The organism is Phocaeicola sp. HCN-6420 (genome assembly GCF_037890145.1).
Classification (GTDB): Bacteria; Bacteroidota; Bacteroidia; order Bacteroidales; family Bacteroidaceae; genus Phocaeicola.
In genome coordinates this window covers 1-20,519 of record NZ_JBBKBJ010000002.1, presented here as the reverse complement: position 1 = coordinate 20,519, position 20,519 = coordinate 1, and the positions used below count along the sequence as shown (strand labels likewise).

The 20,519-nt window shown below is 41.0% G+C and carries 14 protein-coding genes and 4 pseudogenes; 9 read left to right on the top strand and 9 right to left on the bottom strand.

Features of this window, described 5'->3' with window-relative positions; translation table 11 throughout:
• Positions 1-29: 29 nt before the first annotated feature.
• Positions 30-1,037 (bottom strand): FecR family protein, encoded by a 1,008-nt coding sequence (locus WKT12_RS01900; protein ID WP_340318622.1) that lies wholly within the window; start codon positions 1,035-1,037, stop codon positions 30-32.
• Positions 1,038-1,528: 491 nt separating this feature from the next.
• On the opposite strand from WKT12_RS01900, the gene WKT12_RS01895 reads away from it, so the two are divergent.
• Positions 1,529-2,662 (top strand): site-specific integrase, encoded by a 1,134-nt coding sequence (locus tag WKT12_RS01895; RefSeq protein WP_005807062.1) that lies wholly within the window; start codon positions 1,529-1,531, stop codon positions 2,660-2,662.
• A gap of 31 nt (positions 2,663-2,693) precedes the next feature.
• Here WKT12_RS01895 and WKT12_RS01890 read toward each other — a convergent pair.
• Positions 2,694-3,053, bottom strand: a pseudogene (locus WKT12_RS01890) (hypothetical protein); the annotation flags it as partial.
• A gap of 411 nt (positions 3,054-3,464) precedes the next feature.
• Here WKT12_RS01890 and WKT12_RS01885 point away from each other — a divergent pair.
• Both WKT12_RS01885 and WKT12_RS01880 read left to right on the top strand, forming a co-directional pair.
• Positions 3,465-4,709 (top strand): retropepsin-like aspartic protease, encoded by a 1,245-nt coding sequence (locus WKT12_RS01885; RefSeq protein WP_340318621.1) that lies wholly within the window; start codon positions 3,465-3,467, stop codon positions 4,707-4,709.
• Positions 4,710-4,787: 78 nt separating this feature from the next.
• Positions 4,788-4,961: a histone H1 gene (locus tag WKT12_RS01880; protein ID WP_005807207.1), complete on the top strand. Its 174-nt coding sequence runs from the start codon at positions 4,788-4,790 to the stop codon at positions 4,959-4,961.
• A gap of 93 nt (positions 4,962-5,054) precedes the next feature.
• On the opposite strand, the pseudogene WKT12_RS01875 reads toward WKT12_RS01880, so the two are convergent.
• From WKT12_RS01875 to WKT12_RS01845, 7 genes and pseudogenes are all read right to left on the bottom strand, one after another.
• A pseudogene (locus WKT12_RS01875) lies at positions 5,055-6,454 on the bottom strand (OmpA family protein).
• Between the two features lie 53 nt (positions 6,455-6,507).
• Positions 6,508-7,965, bottom strand: a complete 1,458-nt coding sequence (gene mobV, locus WKT12_RS01870) for a MobV family relaxase (protein ID WP_340318620.1) — start codon at positions 7,963-7,965, stop codon at positions 6,508-6,510.
• Between the two features lie 219 nt (positions 7,966-8,184).
• Positions 8,185-9,029: pseudogene (locus WKT12_RS01865) on the bottom strand (MarR family transcriptional regulator).
• Position 9,030: 1 nt separating this feature from the next.
• On the bottom strand, positions 9,031-9,609 hold the full coding sequence (locus tag WKT12_RS01860) for a hypothetical protein (RefSeq protein ID WP_445323110.1): 579 nt from the start codon (positions 9,607-9,609) through the stop codon (positions 9,031-9,033).
• Entirely contained in the window at positions 9,600-10,001 is a 402-nt protein-coding gene (locus WKT12_RS01855) for a hypothetical protein (RefSeq protein ID WP_005807212.1), read from the bottom strand. The genes WKT12_RS01860 and WKT12_RS01855 overlap by 10 nt, the downstream gene beginning before the upstream one ends.
• A 932-nt stretch (positions 10,002-10,933) precedes the next feature.
• On the bottom strand, positions 10,934-11,533 hold the full coding sequence (locus tag WKT12_RS01850) for an RNA polymerase sigma-70 factor (protein ID WP_340318618.1): 600 nt from the start codon (positions 11,531-11,533) through the stop codon (positions 10,934-10,936).
• A gap of 3 nt (positions 11,534-11,536) precedes the next feature.
• The gene (locus WKT12_RS01845) at positions 11,537-13,558 is read right to left on the bottom strand and encodes a glycoside hydrolase family 65 protein (RefSeq protein WP_340318617.1); all 2,022 of its coding nucleotides are present in this window, start codon (positions 13,556-13,558) and stop codon (positions 11,537-11,539) included.
• A gap of 334 nt (positions 13,559-13,892) precedes the next feature.
• Between WKT12_RS01845 and WKT12_RS01840 the strand changes: the two genes are divergently transcribed.
• From WKT12_RS01840 to WKT12_RS01815, 6 genes and pseudogenes are all read left to right on the top strand, one after another.
• Positions 13,893-15,299, top strand: coding sequence for a THUMP domain-containing class I SAM-dependent RNA methyltransferase (locus WKT12_RS01840; RefSeq protein ID WP_340318616.1), 1,407 nt, complete (start codon positions 13,893-13,895; stop codon positions 15,297-15,299).
• An 8-nt stretch (positions 15,300-15,307) separates the two neighbouring features.
• The gene (locus WKT12_RS01835; protein ID WP_340318615.1) at positions 15,308-17,590 is read left to right on the top strand and encodes a S9 family peptidase; all 2,283 of its coding nucleotides are present in this window, start codon (positions 15,308-15,310) and stop codon (positions 17,588-17,590) included.
• A 33-nt stretch (positions 17,591-17,623) separates the two neighbouring features.
• Positions 17,624-18,898 (top strand): phosphoribosylamine--glycine ligase, encoded by a 1,275-nt coding sequence (gene purD / locus WKT12_RS01830; protein WP_340318614.1) that lies wholly within the window; start codon positions 17,624-17,626, stop codon positions 18,896-18,898.
• 106 nt (positions 18,899-19,004) lie between these two features.
• Positions 19,005-19,946 (top strand): hypothetical protein, encoded by a 942-nt coding sequence (locus WKT12_RS01825; protein WP_340318613.1) that lies wholly within the window; start codon positions 19,005-19,007, stop codon positions 19,944-19,946.
• Entirely contained in the window at positions 19,922-20,383 is a 462-nt protein-coding gene (locus WKT12_RS01820; RefSeq protein WP_340318612.1) for a YqaA family protein, read from the top strand. The genes WKT12_RS01825 and WKT12_RS01820 overlap by 25 nt, the downstream gene beginning before the upstream one ends.
• Before the next feature lie 27 nt (positions 20,384-20,410).
• Positions 20,411-20,519, top strand: a pseudogene (locus WKT12_RS01815) (tRNA (5-methylaminomethyl-2-thiouridine)(34)-methyltransferase MnmD); the annotation flags it as partial.

Sequence of the window (20,519 nt, the reverse complement as noted above, 5' to 3'; positions counted from 1 at the left end):
TTTTTTCATATTCCACAATTTTAAGGTTATCAATATAATATATACTTTTCATTTTCATAACGGTAACGCATCTGATTAGTAGAGGCCATTGTAGAAAGTACCTCCTCAATAGTATTTCCTTGCACTTTGAAACTACCATAAAAACGGCGGTTCCGTAATGAGTCTGCGACCTCTATATCAACGTTATAACTTCGTTCCAAACGCTTAACAATATCCTCCAATAAATCTTCATCAAAAAACAATTCATCATTAATCCAATCACTGGAATGTATCGCTTCACAATGACTCTTTATCATTTCTCCTGTCAGTTTATTCATTACCATCTTTTCATCAGGATTTAAATAAAGTTCAGGCATCAATTTCACAGCGTTATGTAACGCCACTTTACCTTCGAGCAAATTAACCGTCACTTCTTTATCTTCCGGATAATTACAAATATTAAATTTTGTACCCAAAACCCGAAGGTTTAGTTCCTTGGTATTGACCTCAAACGGCATTTGCTCATTGCGGACAACTTCAAAATAGCCTTCTCCTTCTATTTTCAATCGGCGATCATTTACACCGAACCCCTGTGAATATACTATTTTAGATCCTGCATTTAACCATACCAATGTGCCATCTGGAAGATATAACTTAGTACGTGCCCCCATCGGAGCCTCTATTGAAATATCAGCAAACGCCTGTTTAAGAGTTTCTTGTCCCTTCCAATAGCCAATAAAAGGTAATATTAATATCAGAATGACAGCTGCAACACGCAAATATTTTCCCCATGATAAACTATATATCTTTCTGTTTCGTTGCTTAGATTCATTTACACGCTGACAGAAGAATTCAAAAGCCTTATCTTTATCAAAGGATGTATTATCATTAGTTACTCTCATAGAAAATCCAATTTCTATCTGCTGACGTACATATCTTCGATTAGCCTCCGAAGCAAAAGTCCATTGCTTTAATTTAGCAAAGGATTGCTCATCTAATTCTCCAGAAAGATAACGAGTAATCAATTCGTCTATTTGTATATGTTCCTTATTCTGCATATTAAAGTGCTTATATCATATAGACAAAAAAGATATAAAATAGGGTAGTATAAAAAAGCTTTTTTTATACGTTTTTATAAATTATCATTTTCAGCGACACCCGCACATAGCTTAACACATTTATATACAGTAAAATAGATTTATATTAAGAGATATGACTTTATAGTCCTCCAACAAAAGACTTTCAAATTTCACTTTTAATATCCCTGTAATTTCGTGCGAAATACCTTATTCCACCAAGATATTCATACAAATGTTTTTTGAATTTGCCAGATTTATAAAGTAAAGCCCTAAAATGAAAACAAGAGCTAAACAAGTGCAAATAAAACCGCTTATTTACAATTGATTATAGTGTACTTGATGTTTTCAGTTGTTTTCTTTCTTTTCAGTTGATTGGTTCTTTTTCGGTACAATTTTGTTTCTCGTTTGTTTCTCAATATCGACCTTTATTCATATCTTTGCAACAGAAACAAAATTGTGAAGGGATCGATATGCCACGAGTAAAGAAGCCTACAAAAGTAAAAGAGCCTGTCCGCCTTCGGACAAAGAAGCTGGCAGATGGAAGCCAAAGTCTGTATCTTGATATATACCGTTTCGGAAAACGAACATACGAATATCTTAAGTTGTATCTCATTCCGGAAACGGACAACAATGCCCGTCGGCAGAATCAGGCGACTATGAATGCCGCCAATGCCATCAAGTCCAAACGTATTATCGAGCTGACCAACGGCGAGGCCGGTATAGAAACCAAAGAGAGAGTTTACCTGCTTGACTGGATGAATACCTACAAGGAGAACCAGGCCAAGCGTGGCAAAAAGGACGGTTATCAAATTGACATCACTATACGCATCTTAAAGGATTACGCGGGAGAACGTATGTTGATGGATCAAATAGACAAGACATTCTGCCAGAATTATCTTGACTACCTTCAGTCCGAATACCGTTCCAGAGGTAAACGAGTGTCGAATTACACACTGCATACTTATTACCGGGTATTGAACGGAGCCTTGAATGCGGCTGTCAGGGCCGAGATCATCAAGTCCAATCCTTTCACGAAAATCAGCAAGTCGGAAAAGATCCGTCTGCCTGAAAGCAAACGGTCATACATGACCATTGAAGAGGTGCGTGCATTGATCGCAACCCCGATGAAAAATGAATCCGTGAAAGGTGCCTATCTGTTCTCTTGTTTCTGCGGTCTGCGAATCAGTGATATAATCAAGTTGCAATGGAAAGATGTATTCGTTGACCGTGGACAATACCGTCTGTCGGTTTCCATGCAGAAAACCAAGGAACCGATTTATCTTCCGCTTTCCCCGGAAGCGTTGAAGTGGATGCCTGCGCGTGGAGACAAAACTCCTGATGACCATGTGTTTGACCTGCCGTCTCCAGCAATGGTCAATATTCTTATCAAACCATGGGCAAAAGCGGCGGGAATAAACAAGCGTTTTACATTCCATACGGCGCGGCACACGTTCGCGACGATGATGCTGACACTCGGAGCAGACTTATATACGACATCCAAGCTGCTCGGCCATGCTGACGTGAAAATGACACAGGTGTACGCCAAAATCATCAACCAGAAAAAGGATGATGCGGTCAACCTGGTCAACGGATTGTTTGAGTGACCAATGATATACCATATCATGTCAAATTTACAAATTCATCGTTTGTTTCATATACTTCCATGCCTGGCTCTTCCGCCTGAAAGTAATAGCGAAGATTGGGGAACGCTTCCCTCACAAGGTCAAATGTCTCACTGCATGGGGCCCACGCTGTTTCTGTGGAAAACTTCAATACATCACCGTCCATTTCAAGTCCGTTCCAAGAGCCACGGCAACGTACATCGTTCCAATCCTTACCCAAAGCATCCACGAGACATCCCAGCCAAGTAGTCCCAAATCCGTTTTCTACTGAAGGTGTCTTACGTTCTTCCAGTCCTTTCATCAACTCATACAGTTGCTTCACTTCTTTTGCGTCGCCATCTATCACATACGCAGTACTGCACCAATTCGGCATAATCGTAATAATTTAATTGTTGAACATTGTTTTTGTTTTCCCTCTTATCGAAGCTCTTCCGGCTTCTTGTCGGGGAATGATTTTTATGCAGGACAGACAGCGAGCATAGGACGAACAAGACAAGTAAACAGTGACAGGATAAAGCGGAATACCCAAATCTTCGATTTGTGGAAGGCTGCCGTGAAGATCCGGGAGCCGTTAGCACGGCGGTACTTGGCGACCGTCCGTCGCTGTACCTTTGCATATGAAATCTCTCCGGCAAGGAAAGCCGGTGATGAGAGAGAATATCAATTTATTGAATATAGAAAAGGCAATATATATGACAATATGCCGTTAAATTATAGTTAAATTATAATTGAATACTGTTACAACTGTAGAAATATTTATATATTTACATATAAACAGAATATTATGAAATATTTTATTGCTCTTATCTTTACATTTTTTTCTATATATACCGTTTCAGCACAGGATAGCCAGCGGTGTATGGAAATAGTTAACATTGCTGTTGACGCTGTCAACAATCACTCGGTTGAAAATCTGCATGAACATCTTGCACCGGATTTCGTCTGTGCAGGTCAGAGCGGTCCAAGCGCTATCCAAGTTTTAGCGCAAATAATAACACAAATAGACGAACATATCTCTAATATAAATAAAATAGACGAACGGCAAGCAGATGCGACTTTGACTTTAGTATATGACTTCAATTACAGCAAACGACTGGGGCATAAAGAAGCAACCTTTATCTTTAATAGTGACAATCAGATAAAACAGATGGATCTGCTACCCGTAAAAAAGGTAGATATGAAAAAAGATTTTGAAACTCCATCCGATGATGTTATTACAGTACCAATGGAAATATCTGACGGACTTATTTTTGTTAAGGCAGAATTGAATGGTATTGAACGTGATTTTATCTTGGATAGTGGTGCGCCGAGTCTTTACCTGAACAGTAAATATTTTTCCCACAGTAATGATACAGTAAACTCAATAAGTGCACAAGGCGTAAGTTCTGGAATTTCGGGTCTAGATGTTTTTCGTGTCAACACTTTCAATTTTCATGGGATTCGTGCTGAAAATACAGACTTTGTAATGTCAGACATTTCTCACTTGTCAAAAGATCGAGAAATATATGGATTAATTGGTTATCAAGTGCTAAAGGACTACGATTGGCTATTCGATTATGAAGGGAAAACATTGACATTAATCAAGAGTGATAAAACAGAAAATTATATAAAGGAAATGAGATATAAGACCTATGAGGTTCCGATGCAGATGACCTCTGAAAAGTCGCACATTCCTTTTATCGAGACAAAGATTGGTGATATTACTCTCATGATGGGTATTGATTGTGGTGCTGCCGCTAACCTGATTGATGACTCAATGTTTAGTAAACTGGAAAAACGAATGTCAAATATTTCCACTACGGAATTGAAAGGAGCATCAAAAGAATCAACTACAGTAAAAAAAGGTGATATAAAATCTTTGAATATTGGCAAAAAACGCTTTAAGCACCTGCCAACAGTATTTAGTGATATCAGTCATCTAAACGCTCATTGGACAAACAAGATTGATGGACTTTTGGGTTATGAAATTCTATCACGACAAAAACTTATAATGAGCATCAACAACAAGAAACTTATTTTTATCGAATAATTTTTATATCATTATCATACATCAAGACATTCCGCTATTATCTTTGTTGCAATAATATATAATTAAAAGTACAAAGTAATGGAAAATTCATTTGCTCAGATCAGCGAATTGTTCGCTCAGTTTTCAGAGAATGCCAAACTTCAGATTGAAAAAGGCAATAAGGCAGCAGGAATGCGTGCCCGTAAAGCGTCACTTGAACTTGAAAAGCTTCTGAAACAGTTCAGAAAAGAATCACTGGAAGCCTCCAAATGATTCCTTTCGGAATACGTACATACCAGGTATCAAGTAAAAAGCCTCTGCGCTTCACAGCGGAGAGGCTTTTGGTTAATAATAGATTCTCTATGGCTAAAACAGTTCAACTTTCGTGTGTCTGTTGGCTTCGGTCGGCAGATGGTCGGCAATTCCACCTCTGCTGATTTTTGTGATCCTTTCTGCAGGAATGCCGCGCTGCTTCAGTTCCGAAACGATAAAGTCCGCTCTTGACTGGCTCAATGAATCATTGATGCCGGATGTCCCTGTAGAACTGTCCGCTGCCCCGGTAACTCTTACATGCAAGTCATATTTCTTCGCGACCCTTGCCAATTCATCCAGATTGAGTTTCTGTGAAACATCTGTCAGGCGGGCCGTGTTAAGAGTGAAAAAGAAATATACAGGAGCTCCGATACAGCTATCCGAGACATGATTCACAACCATGGGATTGTGCCCTTCATCCGTTATGAATTTATTCGATACCAAGGAATCCGGATTCTGTTTGTCCTTGTTGTTATTGTTGTTATGAATGAATGCTGTATCGAGAGGAGATATTCCGTCCCAATGTCTGTGTTTCAGTCTTGCACGCAATGAGTTCAACCCACTATAATTGTTTACAGGATATCCTTGTTGCCCATTCTTCTCATCTTCCAGCAAGTGCCCGTAGGTATCAAGCAGGCCTTCGATTTCCAGAATCTTCTTCAGTTCAGCAAGCGTTCGTTTGTCGCGGTCATGTTGTCCGGCATAGCGGCTGTTCTTCTCGGACAAGGCACGGGAATAATCGATGAGCTGTTCATTCCTGTGGATGTAATGCGTGACATCAGCAGCTCGTTTCCAACCTATTTTCCCGAGATGGAAGGTGAATCCGGCTGTCAGTGATACCATATATAGCCATCAAATTTTTGTGAGGTTGTTGTCCCCGAGAACTCCAGTACTGCACTTACCCGTTTTGAAATTCGATATTGTCCCTGAATACCGTATGAGAAGGCGAAAGGAGAAGTCTTGTTGGAGGAATTGTGTATCAGTCCGACTCCGACAAATGGGGCAAGTCCCCAGCGTGTCTGCTCCTGTCCGGAATACCGATAACCAAGCAGGTTCCATAGCAGGTCTGCATGGACGCTATGGTAATTTTTCGTGGATAACCCGGCATCTTTGAATTGCAAACCGCTGTAATGTATGCGGGCGCCAACGGCAGGAGTAAACCATTTTCCGACGGCAAGGTTGTACGAGGGTTTCACACGTCCGAACAGGTCTTCGCAGCCAAGAGGCGTTCCGAGAAAAGCGGTTGCACCTCCGGTGACACTGACAAACCAATTGCCACTCCCGGTCCTTGGCACTACCACACCGTCAAGATAGACCGGTTGGAGGGGTTGGAACAGTTCTGTGGCATCATGGAAGAATTCATGTTGTACAGTATCTCTTTCTGTATATCGTGAATTTGCCTGTACCTGCACGGAGCAGAGAACGGCAAAGATAAGAATGATTTGTTTTGTCATATTCAAATGATTTTTATTTGTTATAACTTTGATTTGTAATACATTGCTGCCATTTATCGTTTGGCTTTTTTGCCACTGGAAGGACGCATCATGCGACTTGCCATCTTCATGCACCGGAGAGCCCAGGCACGGTTGTCCTCGTCTTCATCACGTCCCCACTTAAGGTCATTTCCGCCACCTCCGCCGCCATGTGTTTCGGCAAATGTTGTGGCATCATCGACCATTCCAAGAAACAGCATTGTCGCACAGCGCATGATTTCCGTCCCCCGTTCCGCCACGGAACACAGGAGCGTGTCATCGAACTGTTGCCGTTCGGAAGGCTTCATCTGTGCCGACATTTTCCGCCACTCATTGACCATATTCTCCAACATGGCATCCTTGAGCAGACTGTCCACTTTGGAATGGACATCACGCGAGTATTTGTATGCTTCTTCCTTCAGTTCTTCTGTCCGCTCCTGAATGGCATCCATATTTTCCTTGAGCTCGGAAAGTTGTCGGTCAGCGGTCTGTAGCTTCTCCTGTTTGTCTGCCAATTTATTCTGGATAGCGGCCAGCTCATTTTCGAGCTTTTCTTTCTCGGCAGATAAAGTCTGTGCATCACCTTTCCGGGCTTCCATATCATTTTTGAGTGCCGACAATTGGGCTTCTTTTTCGGCCTGCTCCTTTTTCAAGTTTTCCACCATTGAAGTCAAGCCCTTGACCCTGCGCTCTGCCATCCGGATGTCCGAATGGAGAGAGGAAAGGACTTGCTGATGGCGGCTGATATTCTCTTCTATTGTAGAGCATTCCTCTGACAGCATACGACGGTATTCTTCTGTACTGCGATGCTTCTTTCCCGTTTCGGAAACACTTGAGCCTCTGGACATGCCCCATTTGCTATTGACTTCTGCATAAAAGTCCGTATGAAGCTGTTTCATGCGCTCGCTGAATTCATATTTGTCCTTACCGGCAAATATCTCCTTGTACGCAAACTTCCCATCTTTGATTGGCAGCAAAGTACAATGCACATGTGGATTCAACTCATCCAGATGTACAATGAATGCGGCAATATTCTGTTCACCATATCTGCCGCAGACAAATGAATAGACATCCTTTGCCCAACGTTCAATCTCACTCTTCCTTTTTATGTGTCTATTGTCCGCACCTTTTTCAAAATCGACTTCCTGCTTGCCAAATGCGAGTTCCTGCATCCGTGTGCGAGAGCCCCCAAAAATGATATTTACGACTGTACGGAATCTCGGTTCTTCCAAACCTTCATTGGGATCCTTTATGCCTCGTTTAAGCAACAGTTCAGCCATTCGCTCAGGAATGCTCCGGCCTTTGTCGATAGGACGGATCTTACCTCCTGATACGACTTCAAAATTCAGGTGTTCACGTGTCGGGTCATAATTACCAAGGTCAGTTGCCCTTTTCCAACCTTTCTCTGTCCAATTGCGCATATGTTCATTACTCTGAGCCACTGTTATCCCTTTGGATACATGTACGTCAAGTACCTGTTTTGCATTTGCCATATTGTTTCCGTGTTGTTTTGTACAATCCATCATGTGCCAGCTTGCTGCTTGTTCGGACATGCCTCCCTGCGACGTTAGTCGGCAGGGGTATTAGGCTACCCACTCCCTCTGTTTCGTGGCATGTAGGCAAGCCCACTTGCCTCATAAAACTGGAAGGATGTCAGGACTGAGATAGGGATGGATTGTTCCTGGTTATACAATTCATTTTCGTTTCCCGGTTCAGTCCGACAATGTCTGGGCTTTTGCCGCAAGCGATAAAAAGGGAATACGGAACGATTTAAGGAGTTCTTTGTTCCTGTCCATATCAACACTGCGCCGGATGTTTCGGGATTAAATACAAGCTCCGCAAGCTCTTTGGCGGTCTCGATAAACGCGCCCCATTCACCGCTGAGGTCAAGGGTGAAGAACTGCGACAGTTGTGAACTGTTATCGAATCTTGACTTACGCAACACACGCTGGAGAGCGGCATTGGCAATACACTCTAATATTGTTTCCCTTAGTTTTTCTTCCTGTCTGACGACTTCTGCCGATACCATATCGGTGCCGTTGCCGGAAGCCTGAGAATTATCTTTACCGGCAATGGCGGCTAATGCCTGGCAAAGAGCCTGACCACATGAATGACCGGCATCCTCCGATGTCTTTTTGCCGATGACCCATTCGGACAATATACTGCCGATTCGTGTGGCAAAGTCCGGCTCATCCTGTTCAGTTCCGGCTATTGTATTTTTTCCAGACTGCACGGTCATGGTGATAATGACGCTTTTATTAAGTTTTGTGCGTTCAAGTAGCCCGAAAGATTCCAGAGCATCCAGAAATGTTCGGACAGTGGCACGATGCCAATGCCAGAATTCTGCAAGATCGGAGATTGTCACATGACATTGGTTGGGAAGAAGTTTTCGCTCCACTTTTCTTACAAATGGAGAAACAAAACCTGCCATTGATCTGTCCAGCAGGTCCCAATACGCTTCCGTCTTCGTTTTACGGTCTCCAGCTTTCTCCTTCAGGAAATCGAACACCTTGACATCTGCTAATATAAAGGTCGTATTCTCTTGACTATTTTCCATTTTACTTTGTTTTAATGATTATTACAGTGCGGAGTTTCTGAAATGCTGCCTTTGTCCGCTTCAAAGACACCATCGCGTGATGATTATCGTGTTTCTTTTCGGATATCGTTTCAGGATGCGTTGTCGTTCCTTCTGCCTTTTCTTCATCATCGCATTCGGATGTGACCGGAGCAGAGGGATAGAACAGGGCTGCCAAAAGAATATAATACGCAGTTACGGTAGTAGTGTACAGATACGGTTCAAAGCAGCTGACCAATGTTATAGCACTGATGCCGGCAAACAGACTCATGGAATCATGCAAACGGCTCAGACATCTGTCCGCCAGCTTGAACGAGAACATAGCGGCACAGATAACGGTTGATACCAGGATGCCGAATTCACCAGCATGTCCACTTGCATAGACATAGTGGAAAAGCAGTAGCAGGAACAGAATCACCCGTGTATAAAGTTTGCGGGCTCTGATGTTTTGTTTCATGGAAGCGTGAAACTTTGCCATAAACCGGTATGGCTTTTTGTACAATATCAATGACAGTACAAGAGGGGTCACGCAAAAGATGAGTTGCAATATTTTCAGTAACATAAGTAATATGGTTTTTCGGGTACGTGTATAGGTGTTGCTCTGAGTTCCAAGTGGACAATATCATAAGTTGCCAAGCGGATAATGGTTTCGGCATCCACGGCCGTGAGGTTCATTGCAGCTTTTTTGATTCGCTGCTTGAATGACCGGTCCTGTTTGCGATAGATAGCCAAAGCTTTGTTCAGTTCATGTTCAGGGATGGCCCATGTGGTACCTTCGAGGTATGTTCCGTTTGTCTTGAACGCCCGCAGGACCAAAGTTCGGGAGACAAGGTAGTCCGTCCTGTCACTTCTTGAGATGATATGTTCTTTATAGAGGTTGTCGTCTGCGACCTCTATCCATGTTCGGTGGGCATTGATCCAATAGACCATCTGCCTGTATAATGTATTTCTCATGATGATGTTGTTTTTATAAAAAGTCAATAAGTATGTCCTCCTTGTTTGCATAACAACTGAAATTGTCATCCAAGAAAGCCTCTATCTTATTGAGGTCATTTTGGTTTTCTGTACTTGCGTAGAAAATGTTTGTCGCATAATTTGCCATATAATTCTATTTTAAGTTCTCTTTTTTTCCCTCATGTAGCATTTACTACTTCAGGCTTGATTAATTATGTCGCTTCATAAGGTGTCATGGCTCTTTATGCAAGGTTTCACGACCAAATGCTACCGCTGCAAAGCAAGGTGGAGATTTTGTTGTGAACCTCAAGGATACCTTGCATACAAGAAAGCCATGACAAATACCTTTGCGGCACAATTCATCAAATAGCCCGAAGTCGAATGCTTATATTTACTCGTAAACTTATAAAGGAATATATTGCAGCGAAAAGAGAAAGGACGGAGTCAAAGGGAGTCCACTTTCTGCTGTCTAAAAAGGGAGTGGCAGAGGGAGCAAAAACAGTTTAGTTTAGTCCATTAGCCTATATATATGCTAAACTAAAGTAAACTAAAAATAGACAAATATTTGATTGCTTGGATGATTATTTTTAACTTTGCACATATTGATACCGATCATTGAAAACAATACTTTTCTCTTTTCGCTGCGAATTCCTGGATATATGAAAAACATATATTGAATCAGGATGAGAAAGCATAGTAATAGCTTGGATTGGTGCTTTGATTGCAAGCAAGTGAAAGGAATGAAAAGTAATGCAAACAAAAAAACGAGGATTTACCTAAAAAACCATTTTTGTTCCTGATTTGTTTCTTGTTTCAGAAACAAAAATTATAATCCACTCATTTACAAATGGTTAAATAGTTGTATATTAAATTTTGTACAGATAAAAAAGCATTAAGAAAAATCTTATGAAAAATACAATAACATCAAAAAATTAATTACTCATAAAAATATACACAATAAGCAATCTTAAGTAATTTCCCAAACGCTTCTGAAGAAACGCCAATGCATTCTTTATATGATATTTAACAGTATTAACCGATATTCCTAATTCCGTAGCAATTTCTTCATATTTTTTTCGCTCAAAACGACTCTTATAGAACACCCTCCGACATTCCAATGGCAGTTCATTTATACTACGTTTCAATTCATCTTCAAGCTCCTGTTCCAAAAGCACCCCCAATGGTTGCTTGTCGTCCACAAAAAGGGAATCGAGAAAATCCATACTTTCCGGTGACAAAAAAGACGACAGACGAAGTTCTTCACGATGGTTTTGTGACTGTAACTCATTCAAGCAACGATTACGCACCGCACGCATCAAATAAGCTCGAATAGAATAATGTATTTCAACTTCCTGACGATGTTCCCACAGATAAAAGATAACGTCATCTACTACTTCTTCTGCTAGTGCTGCATTATTCAGAATTTGGTTTGCAAAACGGCACAACAAGACATAGTGACGGTCATAAAGCAAACGAAACGCTTTCTCATCACCTTTACGCAGTTTTTCAATAAGCAACTCTTCTTCGTGCATATCTTACCTTTCTCTGATATAAGTTTGTTTATCGGGACCTACTCCGGTAACTACTACCCGCTTCCAATGAGGAGGAAGTACTGAAGGAAGCTGTACGATACCATTATCTGTAATCTGCAATCCACAGAAACCATTCAGCACAGCCTGTAGCAAACCTCCTGCTCCAGTCATAAAATAAGGATTATTACTTGTTGGAGTTTCTGAAATAACTCCAAAAGGTGCTCTCAAGTTTGGTTCATAACAACGGCGGAACATTTCATAAGCTTTCCCAGCTTCTCCCATACGAGCATACTGAACACAATAAACAGAATACGACATGGCAGGACCGTCTTTCTGGTCTATACGCTCAACGTAATATTCCAAATCTTGTTTCTGCCGCTTCTCATCTGTTATCAAGCCCAATGGATAAGCCAACAAATTGGCATCGGCTTGCTTTATCATTTCTCCCTTATAAGTAGCATGCTCACGAGTCACACCATTTTTAAACTGTAAAATACGAATATTTTCTCCAACTTTCTGCCACGCTTCAGGAACTTTCTCACCACAAACTTCAGCAGCACGACAAGCGTACTGTAAAGCAAGTGAAGCTGCACCATTTGTAAAGGCATTATCAGTCACCCCATTGGCATATTCATCAGCCCCAGTTACGTTGTGAATAGAATACGAGCCATCGGAATTATAAGAAGAACGGCTTACCCAAAAATCAGCTATCTCTTTAAGCAGAGGATAACCTTCACGTTGCAACCAATGCATGTCATGAGTTATGCAATAATAATTCCAACAGGCAATTCCTATATCAGCTGTAATATGATGTTCAAACGGTCCGGTTAAAGCAAAAGTTGGAGTTGCCTCTTCACCAGAATCATCGCTTTCCCATGGAAACATAGCTCCCCGATAACCATAAGACAGTGCTTTCTTACGAGCAGCAGGAAGGCGATCGAACCGGTAATCGAGCATAGACCTGGCTATATCCTGATTCAACAAAAGCATAGGAGGGTACATCCACAACTCTGTATCCCAAAAAATATGTCCATTATATCCCTGTAACGAAAGCCCCATCGGCGGTATGCTCAGTCTACTTCCAGCACGACACGAAGCATACAAATTGAATAAGGCAAAACGAACAATACGCTGTGCATTATCATCACCTTCTATACGCACATCGCTTTGCCACAGTTCATTCCACAAACGATAATGGGCCTGCATTAAAGCTTCCCGACCTTCGTGTATCGCATAAATTACCTGACGCTCCGCTTCATTAAAAGGATCAAGAAAATCACGAGAAGAGCAAACACTTCCAATTAAAGAAAAACAAAATGTTTCTCCTTCTTTTATCGGAAGTGAAAAATAAAGTTCATGAGTTGCCTCATCATACATTGGTTTTATCAGATTGCCTTCGAAAAGAAAAGAAGAAGTAGCAGCCACCCGACGATAACCCAAACGGGAAGTAGCATCCGATTCGAGCATATACATAGGATGCCCCTCAGCCTCCATCTCTCGATAACGGACTGCAAATTTGGCATAATCATCGGGGATATCCATCGCAGAACGGACTTCGAGCATCATATTTTTACGAGCCTGAATCCTTACATGAATCAAACCAGCATATGGCAAATTACGTAATGCACATAATTCATAAGAAATATTTGCCTTGTTCAATGCAGACAAGTCGGTACGATGTATGGCACGGCGCATATCTATTGTCTGATGCCAACTGGATATGTCAGACGTATCAACCGCTTCTCCATCTATTTTTACCGATAAACAGAAAGGGTTAATTCCTTTCATCACTCGACTCACGACATGAGGAGCAGCCGCATCAAAAACATGATTCAATATAACATGCTCTACTTTAAAAGGCTCTTTCTGAGGCAGAATACCAATACATCCATTGCCCATCGGAGCTGGAGCATACGGTGCATGAATATCAACAGCTTCCAGTTGCCACAAACTTTCTTCATCAGCTTTCGCCACTACAACCGATAACAATATACTCAATATAAAACATAAAGTACGTATTCTCATGCTCTAAATTTTTAATATTCCGTATATTCTTTAATTCGCCGAAACTCACAAAGCAATTACTCCAACTATCAGATCATTCATTTGCATTACTTTCGGCTAATAATTCCATGTTTCGACAAAGATACATTTTTTTCTTTTGATTATTAAAATATCAAAATCAACTTCCCTTGAAGAAAAACATTCTAGAAGATTTTTTCAATATAAAATGCCATAAACCCAAAAAGAAAATAACTTGCTTGCCAGAAAAAGTATTTAAACCTTGCCAAACAGTTGACTGACTGACTGAAAATTCATATTTTTGCACAAATAATTGAAATTACGTAATTTAATTAAGATGAATCAAGAATTCGAGCTTATCGCCAAAACCTTCCAGGGACTGGAAGAAGTACTGGCACAAGAACTCACCGAACTGGGAGCCGGAAACATCGAAATCGGACGCCGTATGGTTTCCTTCACAGGTGACAAAGCAATGATGTATCGTGCTAACTTTTGTCTACGCACAGCTATCCGCATCCTGAAACCGATCAAGCATTTTACAGCAAAAACAGCCGATGAAGTATACGACGCTGTCAAAAGTATTGCCTGGGAAGATTACTTAGATAATATGAGCAGTTTTGCTGTCGATGCCGTAGTATTCTCGAATGATTTCCGCCATTCAAAATTTGTTGCCTACAAAGTGAAGGATGCTATAGTCGATTATTTCCGTGAAAAAACAGGCAATCGTCCGTCTGTTCGTATTAGCAATCCGGATTTGGCTATCAACATTCACATTGCAGAAGACCGTTGTACACTTTCACTCGACAGCTCTGGAGAATCGTTACACCGCCGTGGATATCGCCAGGAACAAGTAGAAGCCCCACTGAATGAGGTATTGGCAGCAGGTATGATTCTGATGACAGGATGGAGAGGTGAATGTGACTTAATTGATCCGATGTGTGGTTCTGGAACAATTCCTATTGAAGCAGCACTGATTGCACGTAACATCGCCCCAGGTGTATTCCGCAAAGAATTTGGATTCGAAAAATGGCGAGATTTCGATCAGGATTTGTTCGACTCAATTTATAATGATGACTCGAATGAACGTGACTTTAAGCATAAGATTTACGGATATGATAATAATCCAAAAGCAAACGAAATTGCTACCCATAATGTGAAAGCAGCCGGAGTTAGCAAAGATGTTATTCTGAAAATACAGCCGTTCCAGCAGTTTGAGCAGCCTAAGGAAAAGAGTATTATCATAACCAATCCACCTTATGGAGAACGAATTTCATCGGACGACTTGCTGGGATTATATCAGATGATTGGCGAACGCTTGAAACATGCCTTCTGTGGGAATGATGCCTGGATATTGAGTTATCGTGACGAGTGTTTTGATCAAATCGGTTTGAAGCCATCGGTTAAAGTTCCTTTATTCAATGGCTCTCTGGAATGTCAATTCCGTAAATATCAGATTTTCGACGGAAAATACAAGACTTTCCGCAGCGAAAACAGTGACAAAGAATTTAAACCCAAGCGGGAAGGAAACGAAGCACGTCCACGAAAACGTGCAGAAAGAGTGGAATACAAAGGAGATAGAAAACCTGGGGTCCGGACAGAACGTAAAGAAAATGATAAGAAAAACTTCTCTCGTGAGAACCGCCCTTCACGCCCATCTACCGATGACGGACGTCCAAAGCAGGCACCGGCACCTCGTTATATGCACCGTCGCCGTCCAAATGAAGAAAATACAGAGAACGAATAACTAAAAAGATGAAACGAATTTTTCAAATTATAGCTTTATTCTGTATGATTGCAACTGCCTCATCTGCCCAGGAGAAAAAAGCTTTTACTCTTAACGATGTCATACCGGGTGGAAGCAATTACTATAATCTTGTGCCGAAAAGTCTGCCAGGCTTACAGTGGTGGGGAGATGTATGCGTACGTGCAGATATAGAAAATATCAAAAAAATAGATTCTAAAAGCGGAAAAGAAACTATAATAGTTACTTTGGAAGAAGTAAACAAGGCTTTAACAAACAGTGAAATGCCTTATAAACTTACAGGACATATTAAACCGCTTCGCACACTGATGTATGCTTCACTTCCATGGGGTGACCGTAATGTAATTACTTTTACACAGTATGATGATTGTACTCCCGGACAGAAATACATGGTGTGGTATGATTTCGATAAAAAGAAAATTGCCAACCTATTCAAAATACAAGGAGAAGGAGCGACTAATTTTGACTTCTGTAAAGAGAATGGTTACATGGCCTATACCATCGGAAATGATTTATATGTAGCACATGAAGGAGACTTCAGCAGCATGGTTAATCCTAAAGTTGCAGAGAATCAAGAATCAGAGAAGAATGTTGTATATGGTCAGGCCGTTCATCGCAATGAGTTCGGCATCATGAAGGGGACTTTCTGGAGTCCGAAAGGTACATATCTGGCTTTCTATCGTATGGACCAAAGCATGGTAACCGATTATCCACAGGTAAATACGACAGCCCGTATTGCAGAACTTGTGCCCGACAAGTATCCAATGGCCGGCATGACAAGTCACAAAGTAACAGTCGGAATATATAATGTAAAAAATGGTAAGACTATTTATTTACAGGCCGGCGATCCTACTGACCGTTATTTTACCAACATCAGTTGGAGTCCTGACGAAAAGAGTGTATTTGTAATTGAATTGAACCGTGATCAGAACTATGCACAGCTCGTTCAGTACGATGCTGTAAGCGGGAAGAGAACTGGTATACTCTACGAAGAAAAGCATACACGCTATGTAGAGCCTCAGCACCCTCTGATATTTCTACCTTGGGATGACAGTCAATTTATTTACCAGACTCAACGTGATGGCTTCAATCATTTGTATCTTATGGATACAAAAACTAAATTGAAAGGTGAGTGGAAGACTGGCAAGGATAACGAAGACCAATATTGTGAATACTTGAAAACGACTCCACTTACAACTGGCGATTGGTTGGTTCAGGATGTTTTGGGCTTCAATACTTCACGTAAGGAAATAATCATTGCAAGTACAGAAATATCTCCTTTGCAGACTAATATATTCAGTCTGAGTGTAAAAAATGGGAAACGTACATTGATTGGCATAGCAGACGGTACTCATCAGGCCAAACTATCAGCCAGTGGAACCTATCTTATCGATTACTTTACTTCGAATGATGTTCCACGTGAAATCAGTATTCTTCCTACAACAGGGAAAAAAGGTATAACCCTCTTTACTGCAACCGATCCGTTGAAAGAAGGCTATAATTTACCTGAAATTACTATAGGAACAATTAAAGCAGCGGATGGAGAAACAGATTTGTATTATCGTTTGATAAAGCCTGTCAACTTCGATCCGAACAAGAAATATCCGGCTATCATTTACGTATACGGAGGTCCGCACGCACAGATGATACACAATACTCGTTTTTACGATGCACGTGGATGGGATCTTTACATGGCACAACAAGGCTATGTAATGCTGACCGTTGACAACCGCGGAAGTGATAATCGAGGTATCAAGTTCGAAAATTGTACGTTCCGCCATTTAGGAGTAGAGGAAATGAAAGACCAGGTAGAAGGTGCCAAGTTCCTGCAGTTACTCCCCTATGTTAATGCCGACAAGATTGGTGTTCATGGATGGAGCTTCGGAGGATTCATGACAACAAACCTGATGCTGACTTATCCGGATATCTTTAAGGTAGGAGTAGCTGGCGGTCCAGTTATTGACTGGCAGTTCTATGAAGTGATGTACGGCGAGAGATATATGGATACTCCAGAAACAAACCCTGAAGGATATAAAGGTTCTAATCTGCGGTTAAAAGCAGGAAACCTGAAAGGTCGTTTGGAAATCATTATCGGGGGAATGGATCCGACTTGTGTTCCACAGCATAGCATCAGTTTCCTGCGTGCTTGTATCGATGCAGGTACTCATCCTGACTTCTTCATCTATCCTGAAGACGGACATAACATGATGGGACGTGACCGCGTTCATTTGCATGAGCATATTACCCGTTACTTCCTTGATCATTTGAAATAAAATAAAGACTACAAATCATAACATTATAAGAATATGAAACTTTTACTGTTAGGCTCAGGCGGACGAGAACATGCACTGGCTTGGAAAATTGCCCAAAGTCCGAAAATCGAAAAGTTATACATTGCACCGGGTAATGCTGGTACACGTGAAGTTGGCGAAAATGTAGCTATAAAAGCTGATGATTTCGAAGCTATCAAACAATTCGTTTTAGCAAATGATATCAACATGGTAGTAGTAGGTCCTGAAGATCCATTGGTGAAAGGTGTCTACGATTTCTTCAAGAACGATGCAGCTTTAGCAAATATTCCAGTAATCGGTCCGTCAAAGGCAGGTGCCGTACTCGAAGGTAGTAAAGAATTTGCCAAAGGGTTTATGCAACGTCATCATATTCCAACTGCCGGATATAAAAGCATTACTTCTGCCAATCTGGAAGAAGGTCTTGCTTTTCTCGAAACCTTACAAGCTCCTTATGTACTAAAAGCTGACGGCCTATGCGCTGGTAAAGGTGTACTGATAGTTCCGACACTGGAAGAAGCTAAAAAAGAGTTGAAAGAAATGCTGGGTGGCATGTTCGGCAACGCTTCAGCAACAGTTGTCATCGAAGAATTTCTGAGCGGCATCGAATGTTCTGTTTTTGTGCTGACTGACGGAAAGAATTATAAGATTCTACCTGAGGCTAAAGACTACAAACGTATTGGCGAAGGAGATAAAGGCCTGAACACGGGTGGTATGGGATCGGTTTCACCTGTACCTTTTGCAGACGAAACCTGGATGAAAAAAGTAGAGGAGCGCATTATTCGCCCCACTATAGAAGGTCTTGTAGCAGAAGGCATTGACTATAAAGGTTTTATTTTCTTCGGACTGATTAATGTAAAAGGTGAACCTATGGTTATCGAATACAATGTCCGCATGGGTGATCCAGAAACAGAAAGTGTTATGCTACGTATCAAGAGCGACCTTGTAGAATTGTTTGAAGGAGTAGCTGCAGGCAACCTTGATGAAAAAACACTGGAAATTGATCCACGTTCAGCTGTATGTGTTATGCTGGTATCAGGCGGATATCCGGAAGCTTATGAAAAAGGCTATCCGATGACAGGTATCGAAGATGCAAAAGCCGGAGGCAGTATTGTATTCCATGCTGGAACAGCCTTGAAAGACGGTCAGGTTGTCACTGCCGGAGGACGTGTCATCGCTGTCAGCTCGTATGGAGCCAATAAAGAAGAAGCATTAAAACAATCATTTACCAATGCTGGAAAAATTTCGTTCGAGAAGAAATATTTCCGTTCTGATATCGGCTTCGATTTATAATATATAGTTCACCACAGATTACACAGGTATACCAATAGTTCTATATTAACTAAAATAACCTGTGTAATCTGTACGGTGAATTTTCTGTAATGAAACATGCCGTAATATGATCCAAACAAAAAACAGATTCCAATATGAAGCATCAACGGGACGTATCACATTACCCGTAGTAGCTATACTGACACTATTCTTATGGACCATATCTACTCCACAACTATGGGCAAATATAGGTTCTTTATTAAGTTTCGGCCTTGCTACGTATCTGCTTGTAGAAATTGACACAAAGTTTGCACTAATACGTACCCGAACTTCACTTCCGGCATCTTTGTTTCTTTTGTTTTATGCAGCAACACCTTTCTTGCATACATGGAATATAGAACTGTTACTTCCTGTTTTTTTTATATGTATGCTATATTCATTATTTCAAAGTTATGAATCATTGCATGCTTCAACTCCCATCTTTCACGCATTTTTCTGGATGGGATTAAGTAGTTTTATTGTCCCTTGTATCGCTTGGATAGCCCCATTGCTATATATCCACATGATTAATCTTCGTTCACTCGAAGGGAAAACATTCTTTGCCGGCATTATAGGCTTTACCTTACCATACTGGTTTCTGTTTGGATACTATCTATATTCTAACCAAGCTGCAGAGTTCTACGTTATAGCCTCACGACTTATACAATTTGACTCTATTGACTATACAACAATAGATATCAGCCGTTACGTCTTATGGGCTACAATAGTTGTACTTTGGATTATATACAGCATACCTTACCTGCGAACCGCTTACAAGGATAAAGTACAAACCCGCATTTTATTGCAAGTCATACTCTTTATGGGAATATGGATCAATATCCTTATTGCTATACAACCCTCACACATTGATGCATTATTACCTCTGTCTATTATTCCAATGGTATTTATGGGAGGACATCTGTTTCCACTAACCTTTACACGGTTTACCCGTATATTATTCATTGCAACCCTATTAATATGGCTTGTACTTTGCTTATTTAATTTATGGATACATTTCTTCAACTTCTAACCGAATGGGGTTACATTGGCATGTTCCTGTCAGCTTTTTTGGCAGGGACCATACTCCCTTTCAGTTCTGAAGCTGTCTTGCTTGCATGCGTAGGATTAGGACTTGATCCTATATGGTCCACAATTTCTACAACGGCCGGTAACGTATTAGGTGGACTAACATGTTATTGGATAGGGCATCTCGGAAAAATGAAATGGATAGAAAAATATCTTGGAGTGACTCCTCAACAGATGGAACGTGCTACCCGATTCATTCACGGAAGAGGAGCATGGATGGCATTGTTTTCTTTCCTTCCCGTTGTAGGAGATGCCATCTTAATTGTGTTGGGACTAATGCGTGCACACATCGGTATTGTCACTTTATCAATGACTATCGGGAAGTTAACCCGCTATGCCATACTGGTAGCCGCGACATTAGGAGTCATTAGTCTTTTCTGATACTATTTTTATATCAAAAAAATTATGATAAAACTGGAACAAACTGCCGACGGGAGTTATACTCTTTTCGTTCCTGAACTGGATGAACATTATCATTCCATAAAAGGAGCATTGACTGAGTCGGAACATATTTTTA

Coding starts and splice junctions, on each gene's coding strand:
- WKT12_RS01860 (WP_445323110.1), bottom strand. CDS start 9,609: ATGTTACTGAAAATATTGCAACTCATCTTTTGCGTGACCCCTCTTGTA.
- WKT12_RS01895 (WP_005807062.1), top strand. CDS start 1,529: ATGCCACGAGTAAAGAAGCCTACAAAAGTAAAAGAGCCTGTCCGCCTT.
- WKT12_RS01880 (WP_005807207.1), top strand. CDS start 4,788: ATGGAAAATTCATTTGCTCAGATCAGCGAATTGTTCGCTCAGTTTTCA.
- purD (WP_340318614.1), top strand. CDS start 17,624: ATGAAACTTTTACTGTTAGGCTCAGGCGGACGAGAACATGCACTGGCT.
- WKT12_RS01885 (WP_340318621.1), top strand. CDS start 3,465: ATGAAATATTTTATTGCTCTTATCTTTACATTTTTTTCTATATATACC.
- mobV (WP_340318620.1), bottom strand. CDS start 7,965: ATGGCAAATGCAAAACAGGTACTTGACGTACATGTATCCAAAGGGATA.
- WKT12_RS01900 (WP_340318622.1), bottom strand. CDS start 1,037: ATGCAGAATAAGGAACATATACAAATAGACGAATTGATTACTCGTTAT.
- WKT12_RS01845 (WP_340318617.1), bottom strand. CDS start 13,558: ATGAGAATACGTACTTTATGTTTTATATTGAGTATATTGTTATCGGTT.
- WKT12_RS01850 (WP_340318618.1), bottom strand. CDS start 11,533: ATGCACGAAGAAGAGTTGCTTATTGAAAAACTGCGTAAAGGTGATGAG.
- WKT12_RS01835 (WP_340318615.1), top strand. CDS start 15,308: ATGAAACGAATTTTTCAAATTATAGCTTTATTCTGTATGATTGCAACT.
- WKT12_RS01825 (WP_340318613.1), top strand. CDS start 19,005: ATGATCCAAACAAAAAACAGATTCCAATATGAAGCATCAACGGGACGT.
- WKT12_RS01855 (WP_005807212.1), bottom strand. CDS start 10,001: ATGAGAAATACATTATACAGGCAGATGGTCTATTGGATCAATGCCCAC.
- WKT12_RS01820 (WP_340318612.1), top strand. CDS start 19,922: ATGGATACATTTCTTCAACTTCTAACCGAATGGGGTTACATTGGCATG.
- WKT12_RS01840 (WP_340318616.1), top strand. CDS start 13,893: ATGAATCAAGAATTCGAGCTTATCGCCAAAACCTTCCAGGGACTGGAA.